Raw genomic sequence first — 23,131 nt, 5'->3', positions numbered from 1 at the left:
CGGTCATCTCATTTGATGATGACCGGTTTTTATTGATTCCTCGGTATTTGGCTAAACCTTGTTTAACCGATATCTGGAGTAGAAAGTATGACCATCGCAAATAACATAGCAAGCTCAACTAAAAGATCATCGCTCAAAGCCAAAGATAAAATTGACTGGCGTGAACTGTTCTTTAAGTATTTATTTTTATCGAGTGCAGCCATTGGCATTTTGTCACTCATTTTAATTGGTTATTTCATCTTCCGTGAAGGCTACGATGCTTTTGCCCAAGCTGGCGTAACAAATATCGTACTGGGTTCAGACTGGCTTCCACCAGCACTATACGGTATTGCACCAATGATTGTGGCTTCGGTTGTTTCAACCGCCGGTGCTGTTGTAATTGGTGTCCCGATTGGTGTTTTAACCGCTATCTTCATTGCAGAAGTTGCACCAAAACGCCTAGCAAACATTATTCGTCCGATGATTGAACTTCTAGCTGGTATCCCATCTGTTGTTTATGGCTTCTTTGGCTTAGTTATCATCGTACCGCTTATTCAAGATGTTTTTTCTGTACCTGCTGGTAACACTGTTCTAGCTGGTATCATAGTTCTGGCTGTTATGATTCTTCCAACAGTTATAACCGTATCAGAAACATCTATTCGTGCTGTACCTCGTAGCTATAAGGAAGGTTCTTATGCGCTGGGTGCTTCACAAATGTTCACCATTTTTAAGCTGCTTGTACCCGCTGCTCGCTCAGGCATCATGACTGGCGTTATCTTAGGTGTCGCTCGTGCATTAGGTGAGACAATGGCAATCATCATGGTAATGGGTAACTCTCCGGCAATGCCTGAAGGCTTACTGGACTCAGCCCGTACCCTGACAGCAAACATCGCGATTGAGATGTCTTACGCTACGGGGTTACACGCAAGTGCACTTTACGCTACTGGTATTGTTCTACTTGTCTTCATCATGATGCTTAACGCTGTGCTTCTTTACTTAAACCGTGAGCGTGCGAGGTAATTATTATGGCTTTACAAGGTACAAATACACAAAAGCAGCAGATGAAAGATAAAATTTCATTAGTGCTAATCTGGTCAGCTGCCGCGGTTACAGTAGGTTTCTTACTGTGGGTTGTTTGGTACATCCTAAGCAACGGCTTATCGCACGTAGACTGGACATTTATTTCAAGTGACTACACCACTATCGGACAAGAGTCTGGTATCTGGCCAATGATTGTGACTACCCTTTACATGGTCGCGGCATCTGTAGGTGTAGCAGCACCATTAGGCATCATGACTGCAATTTACTTAACTGAGTATGCAGCAGTCGGTAGTCGTTTAGTTAAAGTTGTTCGTTTCTGTACAGAATCACTTGCTGGTATTCCGTCGATTATTTACGGTTTATTCGGTATGACATTCTTCGTTGTAGTAATGGGCTTTGGTTACTCTATCCTGTCAGGTGCACTGACACTGAGTATTCTAATTCTTCCAGTTATCATCCGCACAACAGAAGAAGCATTAATGGCCGTTCCTCAGACTTACCGCGAAGGTTCATATGGTCTGGGTGCGTCAAAAATTTATACAATCTGGAGACTTATTCTGCCAAGCGCTATGCCTGGTATCGTAACCTCCATCATCCTCAGCGTAGGTCGTGTTATTGGTGAATCAGCACCGGTATTCATGACAGCAGGTATGGTAGCCCGTATCCCAGAGAGCATGCTTGACTCTGGCCGTACGTTAACCGTTCACCTGTACAAGCTAACACAAGAGCTTTACACCATTCATGAATGGAACCAGGCATATGCAACTGCCACCGTTCTGATTGTGATTGTTCTTTGTATTAACTTGTTAACCAAAATCATTGCTAGCCGTTTCAATACTGCGTCTTACTAATTTCTGAGGAAAAGAAACATGAACAAATTTAATATTGATAACCTAAACCTGCACTACGGCGAAAACCAAGCTCTTAAGCAAATTTGCTTACCGATCCCTAACCGTCAGGTAACGGCATTAATCGGGCCTTCTGGTTGTGGTAAATCAACACTATTACGCTGCTTGAACCGTATGAACGACCTTATTGAAGGCGTTAAAATTGATGGCAACCTAACCATGGATGGCGAAGATGTTTATGGCAACATCGACGTTGCTCAGCTTCGCATCAAAGTAGGTATGGTTTTCCAAAAAGCAAACCCGTTCCCAATGAGCATCTACGAGAACATTGCTTACGGTTTGCGTGCTCAAGGTGTTAAAGATAAAAAAGTACTTGATGAAGTGGTAGAAAAATCACTTCGTGGTGCAGCGCTTTGGGACGAAGTTAAAGACCGTCTAAAATCGCATGCATTCGGTCTATCTGGTGGTCAGCAACAGCGCCTATGTATTGCACGTACTATCGCGATGCAGCCTGAAGTTATCCTAATGGATGAACCAACCTCGGCACTTGACCCAATTGCGACCAAGAAGATCGAAGACTTAATGGAGTCTTTAAAGAAAGACTTTACGATTGTTATCGTTACTCACTCAATGCAGCAAGCACGCCGCATTTCAGACCGAACTGCCTTCTTCCTAATGGGCGAATTGGTTGAGCACGATGACACTCACGCACTATTTACAAACCCTCGCGATGACCGCACCCGTGGTTACGTGAACGGTGACTTTGGCTAATTAGAGGAGTATTCCTCAGTTAAAGTCGTATTGAACTGAATAATAATAGCGATGGTACTATTGCCCCCTTCTTGTAAGGGGGCTTTTTTTGTTTTAATGTGTTTTGGACATTCATTTGCAAACATAGTGTTCTCCCATTCCATTACTATATTCAAATGACTTTCTTAGAAAAATAGACACCATTTGAAATCGCTCTACGTGTACATTTAACTACTGGCGTTTCTCTTAAATAGTTATTGCAAGGTGACGGTGAGATGTATGAAAGCGATAAATACGTTGGCAGTACTCGCTTACCATACCTTGAGTTAGATAACGGTGAATTGGCAGACAAAGGCGCGTTATTTTTTAACAAAAAATTTTTGGATGATATCCAGAATATGGAATGCTCATAAGATACGAAGATAAAACGATTTTCATCGACACAAGTAATACGAGAGTTATTAACGGAAAATACTTAATTCAGTTTGATGGCTTAACGACGATTAATGAATTACACCGTGTGCCTGCGAAAGGATGTATATGAATTTCAATGGCGATCAAATCAAAATTGAAGAGCATCAGCTTGTTATTTTTGGCAAGGTTATTTGAAGTAAGAATAGTAAATACTCGGCAAAATAAATTGCCGAGTTGTTGTAATACGTCACCTTGAATACTTGAGTTATTTACCCATGCTTTGAAGAGTTTCTTTTTGAGCCTTCTTGTATACATGCCTTGAAATTACCCACTGAGATTTCTTTTGCATGTAACTCTATACCACCAGCGTTTTTATAAGTTGTGTAATCTTTATTTGGCATATGACCAGAAATATACCACGCATTTCCATCAATGTTATCAGAACAGGAACCTGAATCAGTTAATGTCCACGTCTGCCTTAAATAACAATTTTTAGCCGTTTGGATATATGTATCTTCTGTTTTAACTGTATCGCCCTTTGAACCCCAAATTTTTACTAATGTTACTTCCGTAGCTACTCCATCCATACCATTTGCATGTTTATTAATATAAAAATTCCAGTTCCCTTTCAACTCACTATTTTCAATAATGAAGTTATCACATTTTTTTATGCCATAGTCATGAAATGAACTGAGTAACTTTTGATTATCATTAGCAAAACTTGATTGGCTAACCAATAAACATGCTGATACAGCTAAACTTGTTATTACTTTTATTCTCATTTGTATATTCCTTATTYATTATAAATAAATTCCATTTCTAAACTTTAATCATAGTGAATAGCATGGACTCCCCCTAATCAGGCTTTGCCACATTTGGTAATGCCTGACGACCAAATTCCTTGGAGACCATCATGTCATTCTCTATCTATGGCATTGATTTAGCCAAAGTCATAGTTTCATTATCCACGGTGAAGATCATCAAGGCAAGCGACTGATTCACAAAACAATAAACAGAACGAATGTAGAACGGCAGTCCCAAACCTACCATTACCTCAGGGCGGGATCGCACTTTGTTAAAACTATTGATTTAACCAGTAAGGTAATGACCTAATAGAATAAGTATTTTCTCGGTTGCTTTATATATCACTTTTCCATCACTTGTCTTTAGTTGAAGGCACGAGTTTTTATCTCTCATCTCATGGATTGAACCTGAATTTATAAGTAACGCCGTACGTGGACACTGAAAATCGAGAATAGCCTGCACTGGGTTTTGGATGTGGTATACAGGGAAGATGCCTGTCGAGTTCATGACCTGAATGCAACTGAATCACTAGCGATAATAAGGCAAGTGGCGCTGAACTTGGCGAAACTTGAAACAACCCAAAAACGAAGTATGAAGAACAAGCTACAGCGTGCATTGTTAAGTGATGACTACCGTGAGCTTCTAATTTTTGCTGATGTTAAATCAGTTTAACAAAGTATGCTCCAGCCCTGAGCCATTACCCCTAACGACTGACCTTTGATTTTATATTCCGACTGTTTTCATGTTTACTCCATAACTTGAACAGCAATATTCTTGTGTATCAGCGTACACTAGGTCATACCGATTTAAGATAAAATAGTAGGGAATTTGGTTTTCGCAATTCGCCTATCTCCCCATTCTATCGCCCAAAAAATCCAGCATTTGAGCCAACAAACAGACCACAACGTCTTATTCTTACAAAGGTCTGATGAGGTTGGAGCTGCTCGCTATGCGTTTGTTGATGATCATTTTTACGTTATTCACATCCATCTGTCTCGCTGAAACAGAGCAAAGTACAGAAACCAATACAGAAGCAAACACAGAAACTGAACAGGTCGTCGCTAAACCCGCATTCACCGATAAACTACAAAACCTTGAAGATGAAATTGCGGTTCTTTATAAAGAATCACTGACTAAGACAGGCACCGCTAAAAATATCGTCGAAATGCAGATGATCAAAAAAAACGATGAGATAAGAGCGGAGTTACAAAACCTCATCAACAAAAGAACAGACGATACAGCCCCCAAGATTATCAAGTTTGTCGATGACCAAGTCGAATACCTTTCAAGAGCCTCGCAATTCCTTTCCGAACAAATAAGCTCAAAACAAAAAGAACTCGATGAGGCAGAAGAAGAGCAAAAGCTTCTCATTCAAAAAAATATTCAGGATGCAACCCGCTTTTATCACCGACTGTTAGGCGACCAATGGGTAAATTACCAATGGCTCAAATTGTTAGACGTTCCTCACCCTGAAGAGTCAGAGGCTCTTATTGATGATATTGAGCAACGGCTAGACTTTATGTCAGCAATGCTCACCTTTGACAACCAACAAGAATCAGCACTTCAAAACCAATTAAAAAATGCCACTGAGGCCGAAAAACCATCATTACAATTACAGCATATTCTTGCTCAAAGAAAAGTCGCCAGTGATATCGAGGGACTACAATTTTTAGTCGACCTCGGTAACAAAATGAAACTAGATACGACGCGTTATACTAAACAACTGTTCGAGACAACGGGTAACCTCACCAATGAGTTACTCGATATAAAAGTCATCTGGTCGATATTCACAAGCTGGTTTGATGACATCAAAAGCTGGTTAATTGAGAATACGCCGCAATTATTGTTCAAACTCTTTGTCTTTTTAGTCATCATTTCCATATTTCGTGTATTGAAAAAGATCACTCGCCGAATGGTGACTAGAGCCGTATCCTCTCCCACTCTCCATTTATCACAATTGATGAAAGACTTCTTTATATCGATGTCGGGAAATATTGTCTTTTTTATTGGTTTACTGATCGCCCTCTCGCAGGTAGGGCTTGATCTCACACCAATATTGACCGGCTTTGGGGTCGCAGGTGTGATTATCGGCTTTGCCTTGCAAGATACTCTATCTAATTTTGCCTCCGGCATGATGTTGCTGATTTATCGTCCCTTTGATGTGGATGACTTTGTCGAAGCGGGTGGTACCTCAGGGAAAGTGAGTCACATGAGCTTAGTCAGCACGACAATTAAAACATTTGATAACCAAATATTAATCGTCCCGAACAGTAAGATTTGGGGAGATACGATTAAAAACATCACCCACGAGCGTGTACGCCGCGTTGATATGGTGTTTGGCATTGGATATAGCGATGATATTGAGCGTACCGAACAAGTATTACTCGAGGTCATCACAGCCCACTCAATGGTACTTCGCTCGCCAGAGCCCACCATTAGACTTCATACACTTAATACTTCATCGGTGGACTTTATCGTTCGCCCTTGGGTTAAAACGGAAGACTATTGGGATGTGTATTGGGACATTACGCGTGAAGTAAAAATGCGTTTCGATCGAGAAGGCATTTCTATCCCCTTTCCTCAGCAAGATGTTCACCTGCACATGGTTGATAAAAAATCGACCGACTAATTACCGGTTACTCTTCAAGGTTTAAACCAAATAAAACAAGCGCCGTTATGCTATAAAATAAAAATGACGTAGGCTTAACAATCAGTTGAGACGGTATCAGTAAGATACTATCTTTAAGGTTGTACAGAATTTAATATAACCTGAATACTCAATCGGTTGTCATTATTTTATGTTCACACGAACTACACCTTGATATATAGTAACAATGAAAGAATAAAAACATCGTTCAATTAAAGTTATTTTTTGACCAGTTTACATTCAGGAAAAGCATGTTTAACTGGTAATCTAAGCATTATCATTGGGAATCAATTATGATAAAGAAACGTTATCTTGCTGCATTAGCAATGCCCGTTATCCTTGCAGCTTGTGCATCTAACGATACACCGGTAATCAATATGACAACTGACGCTGATATTGCAACTCATAACTGGGTACTTACAAAAGTAGATAATAAAGCAATCGAGCTTCCTGAACCATTTAAAGCGCCAAACCTACAGCTAACTGCAGATCTGAACGCGAATGGCCACTCTGGCTGTAACCGTTACTTCGGCCAAGCCGAGCTACAAGACGGTAAGCTACGCATTGAAAAAATGGGGATGACTATGATGGCTTGCCCTGAGCCTGCGATGGAAATGGAGCGCCTGATGAGCGCTACATTAATGGATTGGAGCACCGCAGACGTTGCAGGTAACCAATTGACACTAACGGGTGCAGAGCACAAGTTGACGTTTACTCGCGCTGCAGCAGAGTAAAGCAGTAACACCTCTATCTTGATAAACGCCTGTATAACAGGCGTTTTCTTCTTTCACAATTATTCAGCAGATAATACAAAAATAAAACCTCCTACCACTTAGCACAGTCCAGCGACTGTTTCCGGCTGAGGTTTAGCAACCTTCATCGCTCTTACGCAATTTCGTCCTGAATTTTTGGCTTGATAAAGAGCCACATCGGCATGATTAAACATTGAGTCTATGGTTTGATCAGTAAGGGTGTATAACGTTACAACCCCAATAGAGACGGTTACCACATCAGATACTTTCGAACCTGAGTGTGCAATAGCAAGACGCTCTATAACCTGACGGCACTGCTTGGCGACAACCTCACCATTTGTTGTATTTGGTAAAATAATGCCAAACTCCTCCCCCCCGATCCTTGCTAGCATATCTGCAGGGCGCTTTAATACTCGCTCCAGCTCACCCGCAACTATGCGCAAGCAACGGTCACCAGCCTGATGGCCATAGGTATCGTTAAACGCTTTAAAGTAATCAATATCTATCACCATTAATGCTAGCGGCCGACCATCACGGCTTGCGCGCATGAATTCTCTTTCTAAACTTTCATCAAAGTACCGGCGATTCGCAATACCGACAAGCACATCGGTTTTTGTCAGCCTTTCCAATTTTTTATTGGCTTCATCAAGTGCTTTATTCTTTATATCAAGTGACAAGAGTATTTGATGATTCCGCTTCATAATAATAAAGCCATAAAACATCGATAAACCGAACACTAATACCCCAACCGCAAACACCATCAATGGCAACTTTGTTCGTTTTGATGTGAAGTACAGTTTCGTTGGGATAGCTTCAAATACCCACCTTCGTCCCCCATCATCAAGCACTGACTTTGAAACAATAAATTGATTCTCTGGCATCAGGTGTTCAGAATCTGTCAATTTATTATTAAAGAGCACTTTATTTGCATCGATTGCCCCCACATCTATTAGCTTGAAAGCCATACCTTCCGTTTCTGCGTCTTGCAATATATTCGCTAGAATATCAGTGAGATTATAAACGCCCAACACAAACCCAAGTAACGATTCTCGGCGTTTTTTCACTGTTTGAGGAGAGACAGTCTCATACACCGGCAGTAAAATCAGTAAACCAACGTTTGCTGATTCAATGCCGGATTGAACCAATTTTACGCCTTCTGATATTTGTATTTTGCCACTATCTGTGGCACTCATGATAGCGTTAAGACGAATCGCATTTGATCCCAAGTCAAACCCAATAGCCGCTTCATTGCCATTTACTGGCTCAACATAATAAACCGGGTAATATTCATTACGAACGGAAGCTGTGACCATTTCGCCAGAGGCGACACGCTCGGTAAATTTAAAATTCGGTATTCTTATGCTCGCTTGTTGTTCAAAGGCTTGCCGTTGTTCTTCAGTTACCCTTGGAATCCACTCTAATGCTTGGATATTCTGATGCCGTGAAATTGAGGATTGGGCGATGCTTGAAAATGCACTTGGCTCAAGCCCCCCTAAATTATCAAATGCCACTTTAATACTGTGTAATACTTCTAAATGTAATGCGATTTCCTGCGATAACGCATCAACTTTTTCTTGGGTATCAGACTCAAACTGCCGCTGAATATTTGAAGTTTCAACTTGATAAAAAAGTTTAAAAAGAACACACAACAAGATTACCCCAGTGAGTACCGTGCATGCCGTGATAAAAAGAAGCCTACGATCCATGATGCCCTTAATTGTCTATTTTGATACTTTAATTAAAGACAATATTTTTTAATTTTCAAATACCTAGATCCCCTACCACATAATTCAACGCAAAACTGAGACTTCAGGTAGATTATTCTTGTTAGTGATACCTTTTTTGGCTGGCTAGCTACAATTGTATTGTAGGCAACATACTTTCACCATTTGCTAAGGTAAGCCGTTATGAACAAGTTAATATTACTGTCAGCTGTTGTGTTTTCTTTTTCTTCACAAGCATTTGAATTACAAGGTAGGGAAGATAATTATCATATTTCTGAGCAGAACGTGAAATATATAAARTCTGATTATAAACCGTCATTTAATGATATTCAGGGGCAAAGAGAAACAACCGACTTCCCAAAGCTAGACCCCAAATACACACCTTCAAATTACAAGCCATCATTTGATGATATTAAAGGACGCTCTTAACGATTCTATTTTATAAATTGATCGATTTATGTCTATTCAAATGAATAATACCAAATAAAAAGAGCGCTAAGCGCTCTTTTTGTTTATTCCATTCACCAACACTAGTATTAGTTGACTACTTTCAAACTAAACCGCTTTAGCTTGCCATTGTTTACGTAACACTTTTGCGGCTTTGACCATATTTGTTAATGCATTTTCTGTTTCTTCCCAATTGCGGGTTTTTAATCCACAATCTGGGTTGATCCACAAGCGCTCGGCTGGAATCAAGGCCTCCGCTTTTTCCACTAAATCAACAATTTGCTCAACCTCAGGTATATTTGGTGAATGAATATCATAAACACCTGGACCAATTTCATTCGGGTAATCAAATTTTTCAAACGCTTTCAGTAATTCCATATCTGAGCGTGACGTTTCAATCGTGATCACATCAGCATCTAAAGCAGCAACAGCTTTAATGATATCGTTAAATTCGCTGTAACACATATGAGTGTGGATCTGTGTTTCTGGCTCTGCGCTTGCCGCTGAAATCTTAAATGCCTTCACTGCCCACTTTAAGTATGCTTGCCACTCACTGACTTTCAACGGTAAGCCTTCACGGATTGCAGGCTCATCAATCTGAATGACTTTAATGCCTTTATTTTGCAAATCCGCCACTTCATCTCTTAGTGCTAGCGCGATTTGGTTTGCTATCGCTTCACGGCTTAAGTCTTCACGTGGGAATGTCCAGCCCAGAATAGTAACAGGACCAGTTAGCATGCCTTTTACTGGTTTTTCAGATAACGATTGCGCATAACTTGTCCACTCAACAGTCATCGGCTTTGCACGATAGATATCAGAAACAATGACTGCCGGCTTAACACACCGAGAGCCGTAGCTTTGAACCCAACCAAAACGCGTGACAGCAAACCCTTCTAGCTGCTCTGCAAAATACTCAACCATGTCATTACGTTCAGCTTCACCGTGTACCAACACATCTAAACCAAGACGCTGTTGGCGTTCGATGGCATCTGCAATATGGCTTTTCATTGCTGTGGTGTAATCTTGTTCTGATAGCCGCCCCGCTTTAAAATCACGTCGCTGAGTACGAATTTCCGATGTTTGAGGAAATGAACCAATTGTCGTAGTAGGCAGTAATGGCAAGTTTAATGACTGGCGTTGTTTTCTTGCTCGTTCATTATATGGCAACTTACGGTCAGCTAAGGCATCGCTTATTGCTTGAGTTCGTAGGCTTACTGCTTTGTTATTAACACGTTCACTGGTTGCCCTCGCCTTAATTGGCGCACTGTAGCGTACACAATCATCAATGGCGATTTGGTTTCCATCCAATGCTTGAGCTAGCAGCGTAACTTCACGGCATTTTTGCTTCGCAAACGCTAACCACTGACGAACTTCTGGATCGAGTCCTGTTTCTAAGTCTAAATCAATCGGGGTATGAAGTAATGAACAAGATGTTGCCACCCACAGTCGTTCACCTAGCTGCGCTTTTATTGGGATGAGTGATTCAAGTATTGCACTAACATCTGCACGCCATACATTTCGCCCATTAATCACACCCGCTGAAAATACCCAGTTATCAGGTAAAGCATCTGCCACCGTTTGAAGCTGCGCAGGTGCTGAGGCTATATCGAGATGTAAACCGTCAACCTTTAATGCTGTTATACGGTCGAGATGGTGGGTAACGTTATCGAAGTAAGTCGTCAATAGCAGCTTGGTGCTTCCGTGTAGTACTTGATAAGTAATCTTGAACGAATCAGCCCACGCTTTAGGTAACTCTAACGCCAATATCGGCTCATCAATCTGAACCCACTCAACACCCAAGTTAGCCAGTTTACTCAGTATTTGTTGGTAGGCTGTTAGTAACCTTGGTAACAGCGAAAGACGGTCAAAACCCTGTTCTTTTTCTTTACCTAGCCATAAGTAAGACACAGGGCCAAGCAGTACAGGCTTTACTTTGTGACCGGCTTTTTGTGCTTCAGCAACTTCTTCAAACAATTGCTGCCAGCTCACCTTAAACTCATCATCCGCACTGAATTCCGGCACAATATAATGGTAATTCGTGTTAAACCACTTAGTCATATCAGAAGCGGCACACGCACAGCCTGTTGGAGCCTTACCACGAGCAACACGGAATAACGTATCGAGATCAGGAAAGCCAGTCCGGTGCCTTTTAGGTACATGTCCTAACAATAGGCTTGTTCCAAGCACATGGTCATACCATGCAAAGTCACCCACCGAAACATACTCTAAACCTGCTCCTGATTGGTCACCCCAGTGACGGTGACGTAACAAGCTACCCACTTCCTTTAATTCAGATTGGCTGATTTCTCCACGCCAGTATTTCTCTTGTGCAAATTTTAATTCTCGTTGGCTACCAACGCGTGGGTAGCCAAGAATGTGTGTAGTCGTACCCGCTGTTTCTGCTACGTCTTTTCGTTCTACTATCGTCATCGTGCTCTCTCATCCATGTCAGCGGTATTCCGCGTTGATGTATAAACAATGACGCACAGCCGAATTATGAGCAATTTCTAATACTTAATGATTAGCATGAAATATATTCATAATTATTAGAATCGAAAAAACAACAACACTTTAGCCGTCTAGATGTTTACACATCCAGTAATACACAGTACATTGGCACAAAGATAGGTTGCATACTCAACCTGTAGACAGACATTGAAGCGGATCTTCAGCTGCCTCTTTCAATCAACAACAAGGATGAATTTGCAACGATGATTGAAATAAAACACCTTAGAACGTTATCAGTGTTACGCGACACGGGCTCACTAACGGCAACCGCAAATACGTTGTGCTTAACCCAGTCAGCGCTTTCACATCAGTTAAAAGATCTGGAACAACGCCTTGGCGGTCAGCTATTCTTACGGAAAACCCGTCCAGTGAAATTTACGGCAGAAGGACAAATACTCCTGCGCCTTGCTGATGACCTGATCCCAAGAATAACCAAAGCAGAACATGAATTAGCCAGCTTAAAAGAAGATACTAATGGACGTTTACATATGGCCATTGAATGCCATTCTTGTTTTCAGTGGCTCATGCCTGCGTTAAAAGAATACCAAATACACTGGCCTAGTGTAACGCTCGATTTCTCATCTGGATTTGGTTTTGAGCCGATACCTGCCTTATCCGCAGGTGAATTAGATCTTGTTATTACGTCAGATATACAACCACGTAATGAAATACATTTCGAACCCTTATTTGATTTTGAAATGCGACTCATCGTTTCACCACAGTCACATCTTGTCGATAAAGAATATATAAGCCCTGAAGATCTACTTGATCAAACCATGCTGACCTACCCCGTACAGAAAAACCGCTTAGATGTGGTTAAACACTTTTTACAACCTGCTGGTATTGAACCGAATCATTGGAAACAAGCTGACAACACCCTAATGCTCATTCAAATGGTCTCGGCAGGGCTTGGTGTGGCCGCATTACCCAATTGGGCCGTTTATGATTATGCCCGCCAGGGACTCATTGTGAGTAAGCCACTTGGGGATGGACTATGGCGTCGTTTGTTTGCAGGAGTTCGAGCCTCAGAGCGAGAAAGGCATTACTTATCGGCATTTTTTGCCACAGCAAAACAGCAATGCCAAACGCATTTAGAAGGGATAAAGCCAGCATAGCCGCAATTAATTAATAATTGCGGCTATTTATGCTAAAAGAATGAGGCTATTTAAATTGATTATTGATGGGATCGTAGTGGTAACCCAGCGATTCCATTTTTTCATTTAGCTCGTTGAAGTCTAGTTCGTATCGACTCACGAGCTCTTCAACCGTTGAGCATTCAAGACGCAGCCTTTCGTTAACGATGCCCAGCACAATGTTTCCATCCATGCTTAACAAGTTATTGATCTCCATACCTACCTCCTTGATACCAATTAACCAAATATTGATAACCAATATAAGCATAGTCAGAGTTAAGCTGATTGAAAAAATCCGCGTCACATATCTTACTTTTCCTCTGCAATGTAATAAGCCGAGGTAATGTTAAACAAGCGCGATTTGTAGGCTAGCTGAAACAGCCATAAAACAAGCCGCAACAACAAGTTGCCACTTATTCACAACCTTACCTGTTAGTAAGTGCATCGCCCATACCAATAAAGCACATACCATTAATAGTAATGAGCCTATTACATTGCTGGTTAATTCGCTTAATGCTGTTTCACTCAATGAAGAGGACAACCATAAAATACACAACACGCTTAACATCGCACTAGCAAAGCCGGCGAAAGGCAGTAGGCGATGAAATGCCTGTAGGCGAGTACGAGCTTGCGTTAATAATAAATGCGCAGTCAATGAGCCAAACAGTACAACGGCACAAAGGCTCAACGCTGCACCTTGCAGCGTTAATACTGGTAATAAACCTAACCAAGCAATAAACGCTAACGCATCTGCTGCATAGAAAACCTTTAGGGGACCAGCATCACGGGTTTTGCCGGTTTTAACTTTCAATGTGAAGTAACCCAACGCCACCATGGGTAAAACAGCAATTGGCTGAAATACCGATGCAATAAGCCAACCAAGAATCAGTACTGGCAGCGTTTTGTGTACTCGACCACGTTGCCCTGGACAGATATCGCCCTTAGTAAGAACGAGAGTCAATATAAGCTGAGCGCCAAGTAGCGCAGGAATAAGAAACATAACACCTGTGTTCATAAAACGGGTTCTTTACTATTTGTAGGCCAATTAATATGGTGCTGATAATAGCAAGTCCCGCCTACGATACCAAATCAAGTACAACCAAAAGGCAGCAACATACTGTCTATGCTAATTCAGCATTATCCTATGTGCATATCAACTTACTGGATCAGTATCACTGAAATCAGTTGTGCTCTATAGGATAATGGTGAGTCACAGTTTACACATCCTGTTAATTACGTCAGTGAATGGGATTTTTGTACTAATATCGATGAAATCGATATAAGCGAGAATGATGCACGAAACACCGAATCAGATAATACGATCTATAAAGCTATACATCCCTGATTTATGGAGTGCGGATGCTCATTCAAACAGCTTTCGCAATACCCGCAGTGGTTACCTTTGTAGCAGAGTGAGTATGCTGGGTTCTGTATGGGGAATGCTTGTACTCGCTTGGCTACCTTTTGACTTGGCTTTTCTCGCCGAGCATCAAAGCTACCCTATTATTCTGGCGCGGGCACTGCTTGGTATTTTCCTTCTTGTTCTTGCTAAATATAACCATCAAGTCACTTCACTAAAGCATTCCAAGTCATCCATTATTCTTATGGTCATCTTAATGAATGCTTTTTATCTGTACTGCATGTGGATACTTGATTTTCCAACGGTTTACAGCGGCTATATTTATGGTTACACGTTATTACCTGTTATTCATGTTGCCATGTTAACCGTATTGCCAATCACACTGAAAGAGAGTTTGAGTTTACTCACTGTAACAGCATTGAGCCAACTGATAGCTGACTACCAATCTACATCCTTCATTAGCCCTGAAAACATTGCGAGTTATTGGTTACAGACAACATTAGCTTTTATCGTTATTTGGTCTCAGCTGTCAAAGTTGTATATGTTAATGCGGCTATACCGACAAGCAACACTCGATCCACTGACGGGGATTTATAATCGCCGAATGTTACTCCAGCTTGCACAAAAAAATTTAACACTCTGTAAAAGTAAAAAGCAGCCTTTCTCAGTATTACTTATTGATATTGATAAATTTAAACGTATTAACGACACATGGGGCCACAATACAGGCGACCATGTTCTGCGTGGTTTTACCGATTTAATCCAACGTCAGGTTAAATCAACCGATTTATTTGGCCGCTATGGTGGAGAAGAGTTCGTCCTATTCTTACCGAATACCCCTTCACATATTGCGCAATATATTGCCGAGCAAATGCTAACCAATATTCGCCAACTCAAGTTTCCTACCATCGAGGAAAACAATCGGTTCTCTGTTACTGCAAGTATTGGAATAACAAGCTATTGTGAAGGTGATAACATCAGCACGATGCTAGAACGCGCTGATCAAGCACTCTATACATGTAAAGATGCAGGTCGCGACTGCTCAAGATTATTTTTAGCGGAGCACTTCCACGTAAAAGATCAGTGCAGTACAGTCACGGTTTAAGTGAATCAGAAAAAGAGTCAAGATGGACTCTACAAACTGAGACTGGCTAAGTTTCACGCTAGGCAGTCTCAATATGAAAAATCAGCATCTACTCAGGGCGGGAAAGGCTTTTTTATGGGTCCAGCCGAATATCATGCCAGTGATGAATAGCGTGATAACAATGCTAGCCCCGCTGGGCAAATCATAATACGCCGATGCAACGATCCCTGTAATGATACCCACACAACCAATACCAATACTCGCGATAAAGAACTGGCGTCCTTTTATAGAAGAGGCACAGAGTGCAGGGATCACGAGTAAAGCAAACTCAAGATAAATCCCAGTTAGCTTCACCGTAATGGGCATAAGCAGCGCAAAAATAATGTAGAACCCTTTCCCTTCCATGAATTGTGGCCAGCGCAAAATCACAATTAGCATTAGCGCTGTTATTATTGCCAGTGGCCAAAAATCATCCCACGTCGCCCATAATAGCTGTCCATTCAAAATGTTTTGAATGAAGTCCGCACCATGCGGATCCTTACTGACCAAAATAATTGCTAACGAAGCCGATACCGCGAATAAACTACCAATTAACGGCTCAAGGTGCTGCTTATAACGCGTTTCGATAAACGCAATAAAAGAGCAAAAAAGTAGAGATAACCCCCAAGCACCCGCCATGCTACCTAGCCAACTGCCAGAAAATAATGCTGATGTATTTAACCAATAATGACTGACTACGGCACCAAGTGCTGCAACTTGAGCAACCGCTAGATCAATAAAAATAATTTGGCGCTTCAACACCTGCTGCCCTAATACTACGTTGCCGATTAAAGCGATAACCCCACAAGCAATGGCAGGTAGTAACCATGAATAGTTCGCAATCATTTATCTAACATCACTAATAACTTATCGATCACTTCATCGTACAGATCTGACAGCGATTGACCTTCTGAAACAGAAAGAGGGAGTTCAATCATTGGCTTTTTCGTCTGTCGATGTAGCCAACTTGCTGGCCGTTTATCTTGATGAGTGGAATAAATTATCGCATCAATGTCATCGTGATTTAGCTGGCTCAGTGATTGTAGGTGTGAGGTTGTTGGCGATATCCCCGGCTTTGGTTCGAGATCGGCAACTTGCTCGACACCTAACCAGTCATATAGGTATCTATAAGTCGCATGGTACCCCACCACTTTTTGACCTTTTAATGGCGCAGCTTTGTCTTGCCAATCATTTAATTTTTTCACCCAATTAGCACGAAAGCGCATACCATCTAGTTGATACTGACCATGTTGCTCTGGGTCTAGTGCCTGAAGCTTACGGGTAACAGCACGAGAAATCGCAATCATATCTTGCGCCGCAAATTGGACATGTGGATTGCCATGCGCATGAACATCTCCCATTGCACGGTCAACATGGTTATGGGTATCAAGCATTCTTACAAAATCAGAAGCATACAGCAGGCCTTTGCCATTCTCTTGAACCGCTGGATTACCACTCCGGTTTTGTAGCATCGGCAACCAACCAATTTCTAATTCAGCCCCTGAACACATCACCATATCAGCTTGGCGCATTTTGGCGATCAGTGATGGTCGAGCCTGAACATAATGGGGGTCTTGCTTCGCTGTGGTTGCCGAAAAAATATCGGCTTCAGGCGCATGCTCATGGATAAGCGCTTGCCATTCCGGTTCACAAACAAAAATATTAAGGGCTAATGCTGGGGCTGAAAAAATGGCTGCCCCCGCAGCCATCATTCTTAGCCCTTGCTTAGAAAGCATGAGCACCGTGCGCACCGAATGTCATTACATACTGTAAGGTGAAGACATTATCAGTGTTTTCTTTACTACCGTCTTTTTCACTTTCTACGCGTGAATATTGAGCGCGAATAGTGCCGAAGTGAGATGAATTCCATGCGACCATGGCATCGAACTCTTTATCTTTCTGGTCATGGAAACCAATGTTAGGAGTGTGACCATGAGAATGGTGACCGTGTTCATGGCCATAATAGTTTTCAGCCTCACCATAACGAATACCCGCCGACCAGCTTGGGTTAAAACGGTAGACACCAGAAGCATAGTAAGCGTGTAAATTATCCGGGGCAGAATGGAATTTTTTATCCGCTAAGTTATCGAGCATCATGTATTCAGCTGCAAAGGTAAAATTGCGGTACTTATAGTTACCGTCTGGCGCCCATTTCCATACAAAATCTGCACCGTATAAATTTTCACCCGTCATTGCTGCACTATGACTATGGTCATGATCGTGCTCATGACCACTGTGCCCATGGGCATGATCATCATCGAAACTATTCGCCTTGCCATTTTCATTGCGTAAATAGCTTAAACCAAACTGCCAACTTGATTCTGCCGATAAATCTCCTCCCATTTTCATGGTGGCACCGTACACACCAATTGTTGAACCGTCTTCAACTGCAGACATCTTGTCACCGCTTAATGCCTCAACACCAAAACGTACATACAGATCCGTTGGTAGTACGACGCTCGCACGTACACCATCATCATAATAGTGCGAACCGAGAAAGGTTCGGTAAGCTGCAGGTCGCTCAGCAAAGTTATCTTCATGCATATGCTGGTTATTCAAATAACCAAAATCTGATAGGAAACGGCCTGCGCGAATATTCACCCCGTTCGGCATTGCTAAGGTTTCAATAAATGCTTCTTCAATCAGTAAATCGGTGTGATCACCATGACTCTCAAGCACCGTTGTTAGCGAGCCATAAAACTTATCATCAATGTTCGCAGACATATTAAGCTCGGTATGACCCAAGCCAAAACCTTCCTCTCTTTCTGAATTATTACGCTGTCCATCTTGATAATAACCATCCAGCACCACGCCAATCTGTGGATTAGAAAGCGTATTTGCTACAGCAGGTACTGCGACCATAGTACCGATAATAAGCGAGAGTATTTTCTTTTTCACAAGTTACATCCTAATTGTTATGTTATAACATCTCTTTTGTGGCGATACGTTATAACATAACAATTAGATCATCAAAAAATGAAATGTTTCATTTTGTTAACCAACAGATGGCCAATGCAAAGATATAAAACCAATTCGCTTTCTTCACTTACCATTGAATACTTTTTCATCAAACAATCACATTAAAGCGCGAACGAATGCTCGTTCGCTCATTAGTGTGTGCTTGATCAAATAATAACCCTAAGAAAAGTGGCATATTTAGCAGCATAAAAACGAAGGAAACCACCATTTTCCTGATTCATGGACCAAACAATAAGCGAAAACGAACATGAATAGTTGGTTTGAAACAGATGTTGTTATTATCGGCGGGGGCGCGACAGGCACTGGTATTATGCGAGATTGTGCTTTGCGTGGGCTGTCTTGCATTCTCGTTGAGAAGGATGATCTCGCTTCTGGTACAACGGGGCGTAACCACGGCCTACTGCACTCTGGAGCCCGATATGCCGTTACTGATCAGGAATCGGCAAAGGAATGCATTCAAGAAAACCGAATTCTTAAGAACATTGCTCGCCACTGTGTTGAAGATACACAAGGCTTGTTTATCTCTTTACCTGATGATGATCTCGACTTTCAAAAGCACTTTATTTCATCGTGTCAGCAAGCAGATATAAATGTTGAACAACTATCACCACAAGATGCACTGCGCTTGGAGCCAAACTGTAATCCAAATATGATTGGTGCAGTCAAAGTACCCGACGGCACGCTCGACCCATTCCGGCTTGCGGCATCTAACGTGATTGATGCCGTTGAGCATGGCGGAAAATTATTCAATCACACCCACGTTACTGGGCTCATTCGTGATGGGGCTACAGTTCGTGGCGTGAAATGCTTGAACATGAAAACTGGCGAGCACTTCGACATCCACGCTAAACAGGTTGTAAATGCCGCAGGGATCTGGGGACAGCAAATCTGTGAGTACGGCGATCTCTCCATTAAGATGTTCCCAGCCAAAGGATCGTTACTGATCCTCGACTACCGCATCAACAACCTTGTCATTAACCGCTGCCGTAAGCCATCGGATGCCGACATCCTTGTACCAGGAGATACCATCTCATTAATTGGTACCACCTCCGAACGCATTGACTACGACCAAATTGATGACCTGCATGTGACCAGCAAAGAAATTGACATCTTGCTGGAAGAAGGCACAAAACTTGCGCCAATTATGGCCAATACACGCGTATTACGTGCTTATGCAGGTGTGCGCCCTCTGGTTGCTGTTGATGGTGATACCAGTGGTCGAAACATAAGCCGCGGCATTGTACTGCTAGATCATGCTGAGCGAGATGGTCTTGATGGCTTCATTACTATTACTGGCGGCAAGCTGATGACTTACCGCATGATGGCCGAATGGACAACCGATCTTGTCGCGAAAAAATTGGGTAATACCGCACCTTGCATTACCCACGAGAAGCCATTACCAGGCTCTGAGCAAGCAAAACCAAAGAAAAAGCCAACAGCCAGTTTAGCAAAGCCTGTTTACCAATCGGCCTTTTACCGTCATGGCGAACGCGCTGAAAAGTTCCTCAATAACGATAAGAAAAGTCAGGCTGTCATTTGCGAATGTGAAATGGTGACCTGCGGTGAAGTGGAATATGCCATTAAAGATTTAGATGTGCATAACTTAATCGATCTTCGCCGTCGTACACGTATTGGGATGGGGCCATGCCAAGGTGAGCTCTGCTCATACCGTGCTGCGGGTTTGTTTTCTGAATTTGGCAAAACATCGGGCAATGAAGCTAGTCATTTACTAGAAGACTTTTTAGAAGAACGCTGGAAAGGGATCAAACCTGTTTTCTGGGGTGATGCCCTTCGCGAAGGTGAATTCACTTATTGGATCTATGAAGGCTTATTCGGTGTAAGTGATTTACCAGAACAACAAACATTAGAAACTGCGCACAAAAATACCGAACAAGAGGTAGCACAATGAAATTTGATAGCATCGTAATTGGTGGTGGCGTTGCTGGACTCAGCTGTGCGATACGTTGTGCTGAAGCAGGCTTAAAAACCGCTGTGATTGCAGCAGGCCAAAGTGCATTACACTTCTCATCCGGCTCTGTCGATATATTAAGCCACCTACCTAATGGCAAAGCGGTTACATCACCATTCAAGGTTTTTGACTTACTGGCAGAGCAAAGCCCCGAGCACCCATATAGTAAAATTGGGCCTATCGCTAGCCGCGAGGCGATTAATTGGTATCAGGGCATGATGGAGCAATGTGGTATATACCTTAGTGCTCAAGAAAATGAAGATAACCACTACCGTGTCACGCCTATGGGAACATTTCGTTCAACTTGGCTTTCTCAACAGACCGTTCATCAGTTTCCACTGAATAATCTTTGCCAAGGCTTAACAGATGTTGCACTCGTCACTGTCGATGGTTTCCGTGATTTCCAGCCTCAACTTGCAGCCGATAACCTTGCTAAATTGCCACAGTTCGCTCATGTAAATATCAAAACAGCTGCTGTTGAGTTACCTGATTTTGACAATATGCAGCGTAACCCGTGTGAGTTCCGTTCTATTGATATTTCTCGTGTACTTCGAGATGAAGTTAAATTGCACGCCTTTGCCAAATCCATGATCCAACAGGTAGGCAAAGCCGACCTTGTGATTTTGCCAGCAATTTTTGGCAATGGCGATGGCGCTGCCACCATCAAGCTTCTTGAAGGGCTCACCGGATTTAAAATTTGCGAGCTACCAACCATGCCACCATCACTTCTTGGTATCCGCCTAGAAGAGGCCATGAAATCACATTATAAAAAGTTAGGTGGCTTACTGCTGGCCGGTGATGAAGTGCTAAAAGGCGATGTCGAAGGTAATAAACTAACAAGAGTTTATACACGCAACCACCATGATATTGCGTTAAGTGCTGATAACTTTTTAATAGCAAGTGGTAGTTTCTTCAGTAAAGGATTAGCGGCTCATCGTGAAAGTATTGAAGAACCTATTTTCGGTTTAGATATTGCTAAAAACTCACACCGTGATCACTGGTATCAAAGCCAATTTTTTGCCAAGCAAAGCCACCCTTTTATGAAAATGGGTGTCAGCTGTAACCAACAACTTAACCCTTCTATCGCTGGTAAAGCAATCAGTAATTTGTATTGTGCTGGCGCCATTTTGGCACATTACGATCCAGTACAAGAGGGCTCTGGTTCTGGCGTAGCTATTTCTACAGGCCATTATGTCGCCGAAAGAATGATTGCTCAATCTTGCCATCAAGCAATGCCACATTCAGACACAATCGTAAAACAAGAAAGGACAACAGCATGAGCCTTCTTCAAAAAGACACCAGTTTTGACCAGTGCATAAAGTGTACAGTCTGTACCGTTTATTGCCCTGTCGCCAAAGCAAACCCAGAATACCCAGGGCCAAAACAATGTGGTCCAGATGGCGAACGGTTACGCATTAAAAGTCCTGAGTTTTATGATGAAACCTTGAAGCTATGCACAAACTGCAAGCGCTGTGAAACCGCTTGTCCTTCAGGTGTTAAAATTGGTGATATGATCGCAGTTGCCCGCGATAATCATGCAAAGCTCCCCCTCAATATCAAAACAATTCGTGATTATGTGCTAAGCCACACTGATTTGATGGGCTCAGCGGCCACCCCCTTTGCGCCTATTGTTAATACCATTACGAGCTTAAAACCCGTTAAAAAAATCATGCATAAAACCATTGGTGTGCATGACCATAAAAGCTTGCCAAAATATTCACACGGTACATTCCGTCGCTGGTACAAACAGAACTGTACCAGTCAGGCGCTATACCCGCAGCAAGTGCACTATTTTCATGGCTGCTATGTGAATTATAACCATCCCCAGCTTGGCAAAGACTTTGTTAAAGTAATGAATGCCATGAGTATTGGTGTACAACTACTTGATAAAGAGAAGTGCTGCGGTGTACCGCTAATTGCTAACGGCTTCTTTGATAAAGCGAAGAAGAATGCACGGCTAAATGTCAAAAATTTCACCGCTGCTGTTGAAAAGTATGACTCACAAATTATTTCAACGTCATCGACTTGCTCGTTCACGTTAAAAGAAGAATATCCAAATGTACTTAAGGTTGATAACCATAAAGTGGCTGACAAAATTGAGTACGTCACTCGGTTTTTACTGAAGCAGTTCATGAACGGTAAAGTGCCGAAAATGAAACCGATTAATAAAAAGGTCGTTTACCACACCCCTTGCCATTTAGAGCGTACGGGCGGTAGTCTTTATACCATTGAACTATTGAAAATGATCCCCGGTTTAGAGGTCGAAGTGCTAGACAGCCAATGTTGTGGCCTAGCTGGTACCTATGGGTTTAAAACCGAGAACTATGGTACTTCAATGGCTATCGGCGATAATCTGTTTAACCAAATTAAACGTTCAAAAGCTGACTTTGCCATTACTGACTGCGAAACCTGCAAATGGCAAATTGAAGAAAATACGGATTTAGAAACTATCCACCCCGTTTCTTTATTAGCAATGGCGATTAACTAATGTAATACCCGTTTTCACCAAAGTAACACCCTACTGACAAAAATCTCAGATTTAGCCGCAGTTCCCCTCATTTTGCTGCTATTTCTGGGGTTTTTCACATTTCCCTCCCGTCTGAGCCTATAGTTATAAAGTATGGAAAGTTTGTCTTGGGTATACATGAAGCTA

Annotated in this window: 21 protein-coding genes and 1 pseudogene; 14 read left to right on the top strand and 8 right to left on the bottom strand. The window is 42.1% G+C overall.

Going from position 1 to position 23,131, the window contains the following annotated elements:
* The first annotated feature begins 87 nt into the window (after positions 1–87).
* From pstC to L4D78_RS24440, 5 genes are all read left to right on the top strand, one after another.
* Positions 88–999, top strand: coding sequence for a phosphate ABC transporter permease subunit PstC (gene pstC / locus L4D78_RS24460; RefSeq protein WP_428469347.1), 912 nt, complete (start codon positions 88–90; stop codon positions 997–999).
* A gap of 41 nt (positions 1,000–1,040) precedes the next feature.
* Positions 1,041–1,871, top strand: coding sequence for a phosphate ABC transporter permease PstA (gene pstA, locus L4D78_RS24455; RefSeq protein ID WP_428469357.1), 831 nt, complete (start codon positions 1,041–1,043; stop codon positions 1,869–1,871).
* Between the two features lie 18 nt (positions 1,872–1,889).
* Positions 1,890–2,639: a phosphate ABC transporter ATP-binding protein PstB gene (gene pstB, locus L4D78_RS24450; RefSeq protein ID WP_428469346.1), complete on the top strand. Its 750-nt coding sequence runs from the start codon at positions 1,890–1,892 to the stop codon at positions 2,637–2,639.
* A gap of 254 nt (positions 2,640–2,893) precedes the next feature.
* Entirely contained in the window at positions 2,894–3,031 is a 138-nt protein-coding gene (locus L4D78_RS24445) for a hypothetical protein (RefSeq protein ID WP_428469345.1), read from the top strand.
* On the top strand, positions 3,022–3,162 hold the full coding sequence (locus tag L4D78_RS24440) for a S24/S26 family peptidase (RefSeq protein ID WP_428469344.1): 141 nt from the start codon (positions 3,022–3,024) through the stop codon (positions 3,160–3,162). The genes L4D78_RS24445 and L4D78_RS24440 overlap by 10 nt, the downstream gene beginning before the upstream one ends.
* 139 nt (positions 3,163–3,301) lie before the next feature.
* Here the strand turns inward: L4D78_RS24440 and L4D78_RS24435 are convergent, their stop codons facing one another.
* Positions 3,302–3,814, bottom strand: a complete 513-nt coding sequence (locus L4D78_RS24435; RefSeq protein ID WP_428469343.1) for a hypothetical protein — start codon at positions 3,812–3,814, stop codon at positions 3,302–3,304.
* Positions 3,815–4,210: 396 nt separating this feature from the next.
* On the opposite strand from L4D78_RS24435, the pseudogene L4D78_RS24430 reads away from it, so the two are divergent.
* The 3 genes and pseudogenes from L4D78_RS24430 to L4D78_RS24420 all read left to right on the top strand — a co-directional run.
* Positions 4,211–4,508 (top strand): annotated as a pseudogene (locus L4D78_RS24430) (ISAs1 family transposase); the annotation flags it as partial.
* A 277-nt stretch (positions 4,509–4,785) separates the two neighbouring features.
* On the top strand, positions 4,786–6,465 hold the full coding sequence (locus L4D78_RS24425; protein WP_428469342.1) for a mechanosensitive ion channel domain-containing protein: 1,680 nt from the start codon (positions 4,786–4,788) through the stop codon (positions 6,463–6,465).
* A 314-nt stretch (positions 6,466–6,779) separates the two neighbouring features.
* The gene (locus tag L4D78_RS24420) at positions 6,780–7,217 is read left to right on the top strand and encodes an META domain-containing protein (RefSeq protein WP_428469356.1); all 438 of its coding nucleotides are present in this window, start codon (positions 6,780–6,782) and stop codon (positions 7,215–7,217) included.
* 98 nt (positions 7,218–7,315) lie between these two features.
* On the opposite strand, the gene L4D78_RS24415 is transcribed toward L4D78_RS24420, so the two are convergent.
* Positions 7,316–8,941, bottom strand: a complete 1,626-nt coding sequence (locus tag L4D78_RS24415) for a diguanylate cyclase domain-containing protein (protein ID WP_428469341.1) — start codon at positions 8,939–8,941, stop codon at positions 7,316–7,318.
* 201 nt (positions 8,942–9,142) lie between these two features.
* Between L4D78_RS24415 and L4D78_RS24410 the strand changes: the two genes are divergently transcribed.
* Complete coding sequence (locus L4D78_RS24410) at positions 9,143–9,388, top strand: hypothetical protein (protein ID WP_428457131.1); 246 nt, start codon at positions 9,143–9,145, stop codon at positions 9,386–9,388.
* A gap of 126 nt (positions 9,389–9,514) precedes the next feature.
* On the opposite strand, the gene metE is transcribed toward L4D78_RS24410, so the two are convergent.
* Positions 9,515–11,836 (bottom strand): 5-methyltetrahydropteroyltriglutamate--homocysteine S-methyltransferase, encoded by a 2,322-nt coding sequence (gene metE, locus L4D78_RS24405; protein ID WP_428469340.1) that lies wholly within the window; start codon positions 11,834–11,836, stop codon positions 9,515–9,517.
* 281 nt (positions 11,837–12,117) lie between these two features.
* Between metE and L4D78_RS24400 the strand changes: the two genes are divergently transcribed.
* Complete coding sequence (locus L4D78_RS24400; RefSeq protein WP_428469339.1) at positions 12,118–13,029, top strand: LysR substrate-binding domain-containing protein; 912 nt, start codon at positions 12,118–12,120, stop codon at positions 13,027–13,029.
* Between the two features lie 46 nt (positions 13,030–13,075).
* Here L4D78_RS24400 and L4D78_RS24395 read toward each other — a convergent pair whose 3' ends face one another.
* On the bottom strand, positions 13,076–13,264 hold the full coding sequence (locus L4D78_RS24395) for a DUF4250 domain-containing protein (protein ID WP_428457128.1): 189 nt from the start codon (positions 13,262–13,264) through the stop codon (positions 13,076–13,078).
* Between the two features lie 129 nt (positions 13,265–13,393).
* Entirely contained in the window at positions 13,394–14,062 is a 669-nt protein-coding gene (locus L4D78_RS24390; RefSeq protein WP_428469338.1) for a hypothetical protein, read from the bottom strand.
* Positions 14,063–14,465: 403 nt separating this feature from the next.
* Here L4D78_RS24390 and L4D78_RS24385 point away from each other — a divergent pair, with 403 nt between their 5' ends.
* Positions 14,466–15,512, top strand: a complete 1,047-nt coding sequence (locus L4D78_RS24385) for a GGDEF domain-containing protein (RefSeq protein WP_428469337.1) — start codon at positions 14,466–14,468, stop codon at positions 15,510–15,512.
* An 81-nt stretch (positions 15,513–15,593) separates the two neighbouring features.
* On the opposite strand, the gene L4D78_RS24380 is transcribed toward L4D78_RS24385, so the two are convergent.
* From L4D78_RS24380 to L4D78_RS24370, 3 genes are read right to left on the bottom strand one after another with little or no spacing between them, the layout of a single operon-like run.
* The gene (locus L4D78_RS24380) at positions 15,594–16,373 is read right to left on the bottom strand and encodes a metal ABC transporter permease (protein ID WP_428469355.1); all 780 of its coding nucleotides are present in this window, start codon (positions 16,371–16,373) and stop codon (positions 15,594–15,596) included.
* Positions 16,373–17,281, bottom strand: a complete 909-nt coding sequence (locus tag L4D78_RS24375; RefSeq protein ID WP_428469336.1) for a metal ABC transporter solute-binding protein, Zn/Mn family — start codon at positions 17,279–17,281, stop codon at positions 16,373–16,375. The genes L4D78_RS24380 and L4D78_RS24375 overlap by 1 nt, the downstream gene beginning before the upstream one ends.
* The gene (locus tag L4D78_RS24370; RefSeq protein ID WP_428469335.1) at positions 17,256–18,428 is read right to left on the bottom strand and encodes a hypothetical protein; all 1,173 of its coding nucleotides are present in this window, start codon (positions 18,426–18,428) and stop codon (positions 17,256–17,258) included. The genes L4D78_RS24375 and L4D78_RS24370 overlap by 26 nt, the downstream gene beginning before the upstream one ends.
* 328 nt (positions 18,429–18,756) lie before the next feature.
* Here L4D78_RS24370 and glpA point away from each other — a divergent pair, with 328 nt between their 5' ends.
* From glpA to glpC, 3 genes are read left to right on the top strand one after another with little or no spacing between them, the layout of a single operon-like run.
* Positions 18,757–20,418 carry an anaerobic glycerol-3-phosphate dehydrogenase subunit A gene (gene glpA, locus L4D78_RS24365; protein WP_428469334.1) on the top strand — a complete coding sequence of 554 codons (1,662 nt, stop codon included), beginning with the start codon at positions 18,757–18,759 and terminating at the stop codon, positions 20,416–20,418.
* Complete coding sequence (glpB, locus tag L4D78_RS24360) at positions 20,415–21,758, top strand: glycerol-3-phosphate dehydrogenase subunit GlpB (RefSeq protein WP_428469333.1); 1,344 nt, start codon at positions 20,415–20,417, stop codon at positions 21,756–21,758. Before glpA ends, glpB begins: the two co-directional genes overlap by 4 nt.
* Positions 21,755–22,966 carry an anaerobic glycerol-3-phosphate dehydrogenase subunit GlpC gene (gene glpC / locus L4D78_RS24355; RefSeq protein ID WP_428469332.1) on the top strand — a complete coding sequence of 404 codons (1,212 nt, stop codon included), beginning with the start codon at positions 21,755–21,757 and terminating at the stop codon, positions 22,964–22,966. Before glpB ends, glpC begins: the two co-directional genes overlap by 4 nt.
* The last annotated feature ends 165 nt before the right edge of the window (positions 22,967–23,131 follow it).

Source organism: Photobacterium minamisatsumaniensis (assembly GCF_050336695.1).
Lineage (GTDB): Bacteria > Pseudomonadota > Gammaproteobacteria > Enterobacterales > Vibrionaceae > Photobacterium > Photobacterium minamisatsumaniensis.
This window is presented reverse-complemented; position numbering and strand designations above follow the sequence as displayed.